The sequence below is a fragment of the Micromonospora sp. NPDC018662 genome (assembly GCF_044391475.1).
Classification (GTDB): domain Bacteria; phylum Actinomycetota; class Actinomycetes; order Mycobacteriales; family Micromonosporaceae; genus Micromonospora.
This window is the reverse complement of the sequence record NZ_JBISAC010000006.1, coordinates 43,201-53,347: the sequence shown is the minus strand read 5'-3', so window position 1 is coordinate 53,347 and position 10,147 is coordinate 43,201. Positions and strand designations below refer to the sequence as shown.

At 68.9% G+C, this 10,147-nt stretch carries 10 protein-coding genes; 9 read left to right on the top strand and 1 reads right to left on the bottom strand.

The features are described from left to right. The first annotated feature begins 49 nt into the window (after positions 1 to 49). Entirely contained in the window at positions 50 to 529 is a 480-nt protein-coding gene (locus tag ACH495_RS19090; RefSeq protein ID WP_396859063.1) for a DUF1707 domain-containing protein, read from the top strand. 36 nt (positions 530 to 565) lie between these two features. Here the strand turns inward: ACH495_RS19090 and ACH495_RS19085 are convergent, their stop codons facing one another. Continuing rightward, positions 566 to 799, bottom strand: a complete 234-nt coding sequence (locus tag ACH495_RS19085) for a GntR family transcriptional regulator (RefSeq protein WP_396859062.1) — start codon at positions 797 to 799, stop codon at positions 566 to 568. A gap of 109 nt (positions 800 to 908) precedes the next feature. Here ACH495_RS19085 and ACH495_RS19080 point away from each other — a divergent pair, with 109 nt between their 5' ends. The 8 genes from ACH495_RS19080 to ACH495_RS19045 all read left to right on the top strand — a co-directional run bounded on the left by ACH495_RS19080 (position 909) and on the right by ACH495_RS19045 (position 10,119). Next, positions 909 to 1,160 carry a hypothetical protein gene (locus ACH495_RS19080; RefSeq protein WP_396859061.1) on the top strand — a complete coding sequence of 84 codons (252 nt, stop codon included), beginning with the start codon at positions 909 to 911 and terminating at the stop codon, positions 1,158 to 1,160. Next, complete coding sequence (locus tag ACH495_RS19075) at positions 1,153 to 2,034, top strand: helix-turn-helix domain-containing protein (RefSeq protein ID WP_396859060.1); 882 nt, start codon at positions 1,153 to 1,155, stop codon at positions 2,032 to 2,034. The genes ACH495_RS19080 and ACH495_RS19075 overlap by 8 nt, the downstream gene beginning before the upstream one ends. Before the next feature lie 75 nt (positions 2,035 to 2,109). Continuing rightward, the gene (locus tag ACH495_RS19070; RefSeq protein ID WP_396859059.1) at positions 2,110 to 3,024 is read left to right on the top strand and encodes a hypothetical protein; all 915 of its coding nucleotides are present in this window, start codon (positions 2,110 to 2,112) and stop codon (positions 3,022 to 3,024) included. Continuing rightward, a complete protein-coding gene (locus tag ACH495_RS19065) occupies positions 3,021 to 3,272 on the top strand; it encodes a hypothetical protein (RefSeq protein WP_396859058.1) in 252 nt (83 codons plus the stop codon). Before ACH495_RS19070 ends, ACH495_RS19065 begins: the two co-directional genes overlap by 4 nt. Before the next feature lie 303 nt (positions 3,273 to 3,575). Next, on the top strand, positions 3,576 to 6,110 hold the full coding sequence (locus ACH495_RS19060) for a DUF262 domain-containing protein (protein WP_396859057.1): 2,535 nt from the start codon (positions 3,576 to 3,578) through the stop codon (positions 6,108 to 6,110). A gap of 28 nt (positions 6,111 to 6,138) precedes the next feature. Beyond that, positions 6,139 to 8,286 (top strand): UvrD-helicase domain-containing protein, encoded by a 2,148-nt coding sequence (locus ACH495_RS19055; RefSeq protein WP_396859056.1) that lies wholly within the window; start codon positions 6,139 to 6,141, stop codon positions 8,284 to 8,286. A gap of 89 nt (positions 8,287 to 8,375) precedes the next feature. Next, positions 8,376 to 9,104: a TauD/TfdA family dioxygenase gene (locus tag ACH495_RS19050; RefSeq protein WP_396859055.1), complete on the top strand. Its 729-nt coding sequence runs from the start codon at positions 8,376 to 8,378 to the stop codon at positions 9,102 to 9,104. A gap of 52 nt (positions 9,105 to 9,156) precedes the next feature. Then, complete coding sequence (locus tag ACH495_RS19045; RefSeq protein ID WP_396859054.1) at positions 9,157 to 10,119, top strand: hypothetical protein; 963 nt, start codon at positions 9,157 to 9,159, stop codon at positions 10,117 to 10,119. The last annotated feature ends 28 nt before the right edge of the window (positions 10,120 to 10,147 follow it).

The following is a 10,147-nucleotide window of genomic DNA, read 5'->3' as shown; positions in this document are numbered from 1 at the left end:
CGGGTTTGTTCGCCGGTGGCGAAGATCACGCATTCGTGAAGGAGATACTGTGCATAGGAATGAGCGTATTGGAACGGCCCACCGTGTGGCTGTGCTGGAAAATCTGTCGAAGGCGCTTGAGCAAGGGTACCTTGAGCTCGGCGAGTACGAGCAGAGGATGATGGCTGTTCAGTCAGCGAAGACGATCAACGACCTGCTGTCGCAGGTCGTTGATTTGCCCGCTGAATTTCAGTGGAATCCGCAAAATGGGGGAAGCCGACAAGCATACCAGGTGGTGAATCCAGGGCAGCCACGTAGCAACGCCCCGCTCGCGCTTGGTCTAGGCATTGCCTCGGTGCCAGTTTCCGTGTGCTTCGGGATTGGCCTGATCTTGGGTGGCACTGCGATATTTTTGGGACGCCAAGGCCTTAAGAGCGGGGAGAATTTCAGCTACTCGTTAGTCGGCATCATTATGGGCGCGGTCGGCGTTGTGTTCTCATTGTTCGTGATTGGCATTATGATCTTCGGACCCGAGACTGCCAGTTCCTGAGGTTGGGGGTATTGCGGGAGCGCGTCAGCAACTGACCTACTCTTGTTCCGCCGTCTCGGCTACAAAGACGCCCAGCCCTTGCCGGCCGACGAGTTCCCCGGATTCGATCATGGAGTCCACTGCTCTTCGGACGGTCGCCGAACTGGTCGAGTGCTGATCCATGAGTTCCCTGGTGGTCGGGATCTTCTCGCCGGGCTTGAGTAGCCCTGCCTTGATCCTGGCCCTCAGGTCATCGCGGATGGATCTCCACAGGGGCTGGGCGTAGGGCATGTCCCGATGGCACCACTCCACGAGGGGAGGTAGACGAGCAACCCCAACTTTGCTAGGAATGCTAGGAGCATGAACTAGGGTTGTCGGGCCGGCACGTAGGGGGAGCGGCATGGGTAGGTGGTGGAAGTGGTTCTGGCGGCCGGGCGAGGTCGCAGTCGGCGCGGCTGAGCAGGCCGTACCCGACGGCGACGTGCCGGGGCGCCGGCAACAGCAGAGCGCGGCTGTCCGCGTACCCGATGTGGTCATGACCTCGCGGTGCGACGGCGCGGAGGTCTACCAGTGGGCCGGGCGGCGGGCGGCGTGTGTGGCGCGCAACCAGCGCGCGGACCGCTACGGCCGGGGGAGGGGTGCGGATGGCTGAGCTGGCGGGGTCGTCGGTGCCGCGCCGGGCGCTCGGGTGGGCGTTGCGCGAGCTGCGCACCGAGGCGCGGATGACGCTCGACGGCGCGGCGGCGGCGTTGGAGTGCAGCCGGCAGAAGGTGTGGCGGATCGAGAGCGGCATCGGCGCGGTGCGCGGCGTTGACGTGCGGGCGATGTGCGAGCTGTACGCGGCGACGCCCGCGCTGACCGGCGCGCTCACCGGCCTGGCCACCGAGACGCGGGCGAAGGGTTGGTGGCACGCCTACGGCGACACCGTCCCCGACTGGTTCGCGCTGCACGCCGGCCTGGATGCCGCCGCCAGCCGGCTCCGCGAGCACGCCGACACGCTCGTGCCCGCCCTGCTGCAAACCCGGGGGTACGCGACCGCGGTGTGCCAGCCCCACCCGGACCGCGCCACCGAGGAGCGGGACCACCTGATCGAGGTACGGCTGTGCCGGCGGGAACTGCTGCGCCGGCGGCTGCCCCCACCGCCCCGGTTCGACGTGGTGCTCTCCGAGGCGGTGCTGCTGCGTGTGGTCGGCGGGCCGGTGACGATGGCCGGGCAGCTCCGGCACCTGGTCGAGGCGAGCCGGCTGCCGCACGTCACGATCCGGGTGGTGCCACTCGCCGCCGGCCTGCCCGCCGGGGCCGTCGCGGGGGCGTTCGTGCTGCTGGACTTCCCGCTCGGCAGTCGCATCGAACCGGACCCGCCGGTGGTCTGTCGCGAGTCGTTGACCGGGGCGCTCTATCTCGACCGGCCGGCGGAAGTGTTCGCGCACGAGACGGTGTGGGCGGGCCTCGACGCGCTGGCGCTAGGTGAGGCGGAGTCCCAGCGGCTGATCATCAAGATCTTGGAGGAGGTGCACCACGGTTGAGCGTTCGGTGACCGGAGTGTCGCCCGGTGTGGTGCCGAGAGGCGCGTACATTGTCTGGGCTGGCAGCGCGCGGCGGTGGAGGAGATGACGATGGCGGGTGATGATTCGTCTGCTGTCGACCTGACACTGCGGGCGGTCGGGCCGGCCACGGAGGGCGGTCGCTTGCCACTCGCCGAGCTGTCCCGGCTGGCAAGCGGGTTGCAGGCGGCCCTAGAACTTCTGGCACTGAGCATCGCCGGCAAAGCCACCGGTCCCGGTCGCCGGCCTCGCGAGATCGTGGACGCGGTACGCCTCGACTTCGTCGGATTCCGAGCGGGTTCGGCGCTGCTGGACATCGCGCGAACCGGACAGCTCTCACTCGACGAGGGGGTGTTGGAGCAGGCGCTGACGGCGCTGGAGGAGGGCACGAACCGCCTCCGCGAGCGACCAGATGTCCTGCCGCCTCACTTCGGCCCGCAGGTGCTCAACCAGCTCAGAAGCCTGACTGGTGGGATCAGCGCCAGAAGCGTCATGCGGGTGGAGTTGTGGCAGGGCGGGCGCACCCGGTTCGTGATCGACGAAGCGCTCCACCGGGCCGTCCGACGGACGTCCTTCGAAAAGGTCGCTCAGGAATCAACAATCGTCGGCCGGCTGCACATGGGAGATTTCTCGCCTGCGACCCTGCGCTGCCGGATCGACACCTATGCCGGAAGTATCCTCTGTGACTTCGACTCTGACCTGCGGGACGCCGTGCTGGACGCGATGGACCAGGTGGTGATGGCGGAAGGCGTCGCCGAGCTCGAACCCAACGGCACGACAATCCACATTCTGCACCTGTCGAGCCTGCGCAGGCTCGACTCTTCCGAGCCGAAGAGCCTCGACGACCTCGCCAGGGAGCAAGGTGTGACGCCAGTCCGTTCGGTCGAAGAGCTACGAGGGGCACCGATCGACGACATGGACGACTTTCTGGCGGCGCTGCGTTCGGCCAGAGGTGAGGGTGAAGGCCAGTGAAGCAGGTCCTCGTCGACACTGATGCCTTCTCGGTCATCTGGCAGGGCGCCGATGATCACCTCGCACAGCAGTTGATTGGCTCGATGCCCATCCTCAGCTTTGCGACCGTCGCCGAGCTGCACTACGGCGCGGCGAAGGCGGGATGGGGTGACCGTCGTGTCTTGGCGCTTGAGGAGGCCGTCAGGCGCTACGTGGTGGCCCCCTACGACCAGGAGTTGGCCAGGTTGTGGGGACGGCTCAAGGCGTAGGCGCAGTCCGCCGGCCACGCGCTGGGGCAGACGGCGCAGACCAACGATCTTGGGATTTGTGCCACGGCAATCCGCTACGAGGCTCCGTTGCTGACATTGAACCGACGGCACTTCGACGGCTTTCCCGGGCTCGTCGTACTGCCCTGAGACCTTCCCATGCTGCGGCTCATTGAGCGGCAGACGGGGTACCGCCCGGATGGCTGTCAACTATCCGACGCGGCAACCTTCCATGCGTGTTGCCCCCGGCCGCATTGATCTGGTTGTCTTGCCGGCTCAAGGCGGGTCCAAAAAGGACGGGGTGGAATGGTCACGGCGCACGAAACCACGGTGCAGGGGCTGCTGGAAGGCACGAGGCAATACCTTGTGCCGCTCTACCAGCGGACCTATTCGTGGACCGAGCTTCAGTTCAAGCGGATCTGGGACGACGTCTGCCAGCTCGCCAGGGACCGGGTCGACCACCCGACCGCCACCCACTTCATCGGCTCGCTGGTGCTCGCGCCCAGCCCGGCCATGGGTGCCGTCGGCGTCGCCGAATACCTCGTGGTGGACGGCCAGCAGCGGCTCACCACGCTGACCATCCTGCTCTGCGCCATCCGCGATCACCTGGCCGAACACGAAGACCAGAAACACCGGCTCCGGCTCGACCAGCAATACCTGACCAACCCGTTCGAGGAACAGCGCTGGTTGAAGCTGGTCCCCACCCAGGCCGACCGGGACGCGTACGTGGCCTGCGTGAAGTCGACGCCGCAGACCGGCGGGAACCACGCGGTGGGCCGGGCGTACCAGTTCTTCGCCAAGGCGCTGGACGCCCTCGGCACCTCCGAGGAGCCGATCACCGTCCAGCAGATCGAGAGTGCGGTGATCACCGGGCTGGCGCTGGTGGCGATCACCGCCAAGCCGGGCGACAACGTCTACCGGATCTTCGAGTCGCTGAACAACACCGGGCTGACGCTCACTCAGGCCGACCTGCTGCGCAACTACATCTTCATGCGGTTGCCCAACCGGGGACCGGTCGTCTACGAGTCGCTCTGGCTGCCGCTGCAGCAGCGGTTCACCCCGACGGAGCTGGTCCTGCTCTTCTGGCTCGACCTGGTCCACCGCGACCCGAAGGTCAAGCAGACCGACACGTATGCGAGCCAACAGGCCCGCCTCGAGAAGCTGCGGACGGAAGCGGACGTCGAAGCCGAGGTGCAGCGGTTCAGCCGGCTCGGCGCGCTCCTGCGGGTGATCCTGCACCCCGCCGAAGAGCACGACCCGGCCGTACGGCAGCGGCTGGAGCGGCTCAGCGCGTGGGGCACCACCACCGTCTATCCGGTGCTGCTGCACCTGCTCGACCGGCGGGACCGGGGCACGGCGACCTCCGAGCAGATCGTCGCCGCGATGCTCTGCCTGGAGAGCTTCTTCGTCCGGCGGCTGCTGATCGGCCGGAGCACGATGAACATCAACCGCATCCTGCTCGCCGTGGTCACCGAGATGGACCGGGACCTGCCGGTCCACGAGGCGGTGCGCAGATACCTGTCGACGGGCCGTAAGTACTGGGCCACCGACGCGAGCCTGCGTGCCCTGGTGCGGACCATCCCGTTCTATCTCAACGGCCGGGCCAGCCAGCGCAACCTGGTGCTGCGCTGGCTGGAGGAGTCCCACGGCAGCAAGGAGCCGGTGGCGCTGGACAAGCTGACCATCGAGCACGTGCTGCCGCAGAGCCTCAGCGACGAGTGGCGGCAGATGCTCGCCGCCGACCTCGACACCGACGAGACGCCCGACGAGGCGCACGACGCGCTCGTGCACACCCTGGGGAATCTGACCCTCACCGGCTACAACTCGGAGCTGAGCAACAAGCCGTTCCCTGTCAAGCGGACCGCCCTGGCGAAGAGCGGCGTCCAGTTGAGCCGGGACATCGCCGACCGGCAGCGGTGGGGCCGCTCGGAGATCCTGGCGCGGGCCGACGCCCTCGCCGACCGGATCGTCACCATCTGGCCCGGCCCTACCGAGGAGAGCGGCAACCAGTCCGAGGTGCCCTGGGACGTGCTGGCGAAGGCCCTCGCCGAGCTGCCGGCCGGCACGTGGACCACCTACGGCGACCTGGCCGCCCTGATCGGCACGGCCCCGCAGCCGGTGGGTAACCGGCTGGCCAACCACCCGACCCTGAACGCCCACCGGGTGCTCCAGGCGGGTGGGGTCGTCGCGGGCAACTTCAAGTGGCTCGAACCCGGCCGCACCGACGACCCGCGTGACGTGCTGCGCGCCGAGGGCGTGACGTTCGACCAGCACGGCCGCGCCGACCAGGCCCAGCGCATCACCGTCGAGGAGTTGGCGCAGCTCGCCGGCGTGACGCCGCCCGACCTGCCCGAGCCGCGAGCCCGCGCCACCGGCGCCGTCGACCACGCCGCGCGGTTCATCGAACAGCTCACCGCGTCCCAGGGGCCGGCGGTCGCCACGGCCGTCGCCGTCGTGCTCGAGGCGTGGACCACCATGGGCGGGCTCCTGGGCTACGGCAATGGCGGTGAGACCTCCTGCTTCCTCCTGGCCCGGGGGAAGGAACACGAGTACGGAAACATCTGGCCGGTGGCGCTCTATCCCAGCGGGAAGTGCGAGGTCGTCTTCCAGCACCTCAGCATTCGTACGCCGTTCGACGCGGTGGCCCTGCGGGAGGAGCTGCGGCAGCGGTTGAACCAGTTGCCGGGTGTCCAGATCGCCGCCGCCAAGCTCACCCTGCGACCGGGCTTCCCGCTGGCCGTCCTCGCCGACGCCGACGCGCGCGAGGCGCTGCTCGACCACCTCCGCTGGTTCTACGACCAGGCGCAGGTGCCCGCCTCGGACGAACCACTCGTCGACTGACCGTCCGCCGCCCCTGAGAGGTCCGCCCGTGCCGCAGCTCGCCTTCGCCAACAGCTTCTGGCACAGCTTCGACGTCCTGGAAAAACCGATCAAGGCCGGCGTACGCAAGGCGATGGAGAAGTTCCAGCAGCTCACCATCGCCGAGCTGTACGCCGACAAGGGTCTGCACCTGGAGTCGGTGCACAACGCCCGCGACCCGCGGATGCGGACCATCCGCGTCACCGACTTCTGGCGCGGCGTGGTGCTCGCGCCCGACGACGGCAGCGACACGTTCCTGCTGCTGAAGGTCGTGCCGCACGACGACGCGTACACCTGGGCGACGAAGCTGCTCTACACCGTCAACACGGCCACGCGGGCGCTGGAGGTGCGCAACGTCGTGGCCATCGAGCAGCTCACGCCGGCGCTGGAGAAGGCGGCGGCGCAGGCGCCAACCCTGCTCTTCGCCAAACATTCGGACACGGCCTTGCGGCACCTCGGCATCGACGACCAGGTGCTGCGGGCCGTACGCACGATCATCGACAAGCCGCAACTGGAGGCGTTCGGCACCCTGCTGCCCGAGGACCAGTTCGAGGTGCTGCAATACCTCGCGGAAGGGTTCACGCCCGACGACGTCTACCGGGATCTGGTCGTCGAACGGCGGCCCGCCGATGCCACACCCGAGCCGAGCGAGAGCCTGGCCGTCGCGATCTCCAACACCCGCAGTCGCATCATGCTCGTCACCCGCCCCGACGAACTGGCCGAGATCCTCGACAAGCCGTTCGCCGCCTGGCGGGTGTTCCTGCACCCCTCGCAACGACGGGTCGCCTACCGGGTGTCCTACAAGGGGCCCGCTCAGGTCAGCGGCGGACCGGGCACCGGCAAGACGGTGGCGGCGCTGCACCGGGTCAAGCACCTGCTGTCCCGCTCGGCCGACGGCCGGGTGCTGCTCACCACGTACACCAATGCCCTGGCCGCCACGCTGCGCGAGCACCTGGCGCTGCTGCTCGACGACGAGAAGCAACTCGCCCGGGTGGAGGTGACCACCGTCAACGCGTTCGCCAACCGCACCGTGCGCGCCCTCGCCGGCCGGGTGCCGACGCCCGTCGGCGACGTCGACGAGCGGCAGGTCTGGCGGCGGGTGTGCCGGCGGCTGACACTGCCGTGGCCGGAGCAGTTCCTCGCCCAGGAACACCGGCACGTCGTCCTCGCCCACGACGTGCGCAGCCGGGAGGACTACCGGGCGGCCAGCCGACGCGGCCGTGGTTCCGTGCTGGGCGCGCGGCAACGCGACCGGGTGTGGGACGCCGTCGAGATGTTCCACGCCGAACTGTCCGCGGCCGGCTCCGCCACGTACCTGCAGATCTGCGCCCGCGCCGCGGACCTGCTCGCCGACGCGGACCTCGCCGACCACGGCTTCGCCCACGTGGTCGTCGACGAGGCGCAGGACCTGCACCCGGCGCAGTGGCGGGTGCTGCGCGCCGCTGTGCCGCCCGGCCCCGACGACCTCTTCATCACCGGCGACCCGCACCAACGCATCTACGACTCTCGGGTGTCGCTGGGCTCGCTCGGCATCTCGGTGGCCGGGCGCAGCAGCCGGCTGCGCGTCAACTACCGCAGCACCGAGGAGATCCTCACCTGGGCCACCCAGGTGCTCGTCGGGGCCCGGGTCGACGAACTCGGCGGTGACGGCGAGGACAGCCTCGCCGGCTACCGGTCACTGCTGCACGGCCGCAAACCTCAGGCCCAGGGGTACGCGTCCCCGCAGGCCGAGGTAACGGCGCTGGTCGAGCGGGTGCGGGAGTGGATGGCGCACGGCGTCGGGCTCAGCGAGATCGCGGTCTGCGCCCGGTTCACCACCACGCTGCGCGGCGTCCACGACGCCCTGACCGCCGCCGGCATCCCCACCGCCTGGGTGCGGGACCAGCCGGGCGCGGACGTCGACGGGGTACGGCTGGCCACCATGCACGCCATGAAGGGGCTGGAGTTCCGCTGCGTGGCGTTGGCCGGGGTGACGGCGAAGGCGATCCCGTTCGTCAAGGAGGTCACCCCGGCGGAGGTGGACCGGGTGCAGCACGACAACGACCTGCTCCGGGAGCGGTGCCTGCTGTTCGTCGCCGCCACCCGCGCCCGCGAGGCCCTGTACGTGTCCTGGAGCGGCGCGCCCAGCCCGTACCTGTCGATCGCCAGGAGCGGATGACGAAGACCCGGGGCAGGAATCCGACACGGCCTGACGGCGACCCAGGGCGCGTATGATTATCGATGTCGTGAGGCTGGCAGGGGAGCGTCGTGCGACTGCTGAGAGCGGAATCCCTCGCGGAGTTGGGCCCTGATCAGATACCGAGCGCTCTCGGCCACGACGGCGTCGTGCTGATCCGCGAGGCGAGTGTCGGCGAGGTCGATGAACTTCTGCGCCGATGGACGGAGCCGGTCGACCACCCGCACCAGGCGGCCGACGGCCTGACGATCATCACCCCGCACCACCACGCCGAGGGTACGGAATCCGAGGCCGGTTTCACCCGGTCGGCCCTACGTCCGCACACCGACCGCAGCCTGCAGGTGACGCCTCCGAGCGTGCTCGCCGCGCTGATGGTCTCGCCGGTGGACTCAGGCGGGGCAACGACCCTGGTCGACGGCGCCCGCGTCCTGACCCGGCTACGCCGTCACGTCGGCGACCCCGCGGTGACGGCCCTGCGACTGATGCCGGCCGACGGTTCGGCCGAGCGTCCGGTCGTCGAGACGGCAGCGGGCCTCACCCGGGTCCGGTACCGCGACGATCAGGTAGCCGGCCCACACGGAAGCTTCGACATGGTGGCGCGGCTGCGTCGCCTGATCGTCGAAGCGACGGTCACGCTGGAGCTTGCCGCCGGCGAGGGCTACCTCGTCCACAACCACCGCTTCCTGCACGGGCGCACGGCCTTCACCGGCGACCGCCGCCTGGTGCGGTTCCTCGCCCGGGTCCGATCCGATCATCCGTACGCCTGGCTCAACAGGGGGTTCTCGAGTGCGAATTCCTAGGTCCAGGCCGGGAGAGGCGGCGGCTGCCGACCGTACCCGCCTGATCAGCGCGTTGACCTCGGTGCCTCCGCCCGCCGACGCGGCGTTTCCGCAGGTCATCCGGGAGGTCGTGGAAGCTCATCCCGATCCGGAGCCGGTGCTGCGGACGATCCTCGACGACCGCAGCCTGCGCTCGCGAGTCCGTTTCGCGGCCCTGTACGCGCTGCTCCTGCGCCTGCGACGGGAGGAGCGGCATGCCGAGTACGGCGGGATCGTCCGCGACTACGAAGGGAAGTTCGGGGCTGAGCCCTACTTCCAGACCTTCCGCGCCATCGTGGCCCGGACCCGAGGCGATCTGGCGTCGCTGCGCAGTTCCGTCGAGTATTCACGGCAGGCGGTCGAAGCCCTGCCGGACGTGCCGGCGGTCGTTCACCAGCTTGCCGCGTTCTGGGTGGAATACCTCGAACGGCTGGAGGAGGCCGCACCCGCCAACGACCTCGACCAGATCGAGCGACAGGTCGATCGGGCGATCACCCTGACTCAGGGTCGGGTCGCCCACTACTACGAAACGAAGGGACGTGTGCTGGCGCTGCGCGGTGAGTTCGAGGCGGCGCGTGCCGCCGTCGGTCAGGCAGTCGAACTGGAACACCGCACGTCCCGCGACTATCTTCGCCGGCTCACGCAGTATCAGGCCACCCGCGTACGCGTCGATCTCATGCAGGAGCGGAGCCGTTGGGCCCGTGCCCACGGACGGTTTCGCACCGAGCTCGCCGAGTTCAAGGCGCAGCAACTGCAACTCCTCGGTCTGCTGGCGGCGGTCGTCGCGTTCATCGCCACCGCGAGCAACATCGCGAGTCAGAGCAAGGGAACCGACGCCATCCGTTTGATGCTGGTGGCCTCGGGTGCGATCGGCATCGTGTTCGGTACCTTCTCTCTTGTCAACAACAGCAGTATCCGCCGGGTCGCGGCAGCGATCCTTCTCGGCGGCGCGCTGGTCGGGGCAGGGATGTTCGTGCCCAGCTCCTGGATGTCATGAGAACGGACAGTCCATGCAGGTACGAGAA

Excerpts from the sequence above, each read along its gene's own strand:
- ACH495_RS19085 (WP_396859062.1), bottom strand. The coding sequence starts at position 799 with ATGCCCTACGCCCAGCCCCTGTGGAGATCCATCCGCGATGACCTGAGG.
- ACH495_RS19080 (WP_396859061.1), top strand. The coding sequence starts at position 909 with ATGGGTAGGTGGTGGAAGTGGTTCTGGCGGCCGGGCGAGGTCGCAGTC.
- ACH495_RS19075 (WP_396859060.1), top strand. The coding sequence starts at position 1,153 with ATGGCTGAGCTGGCGGGGTCGTCGGTGCCGCGCCGGGCGCTCGGGTGG.
- ACH495_RS19060 (WP_396859057.1), top strand. The coding sequence starts at position 3,576 with ATGGTCACGGCGCACGAAACCACGGTGCAGGGGCTGCTGGAAGGCACG.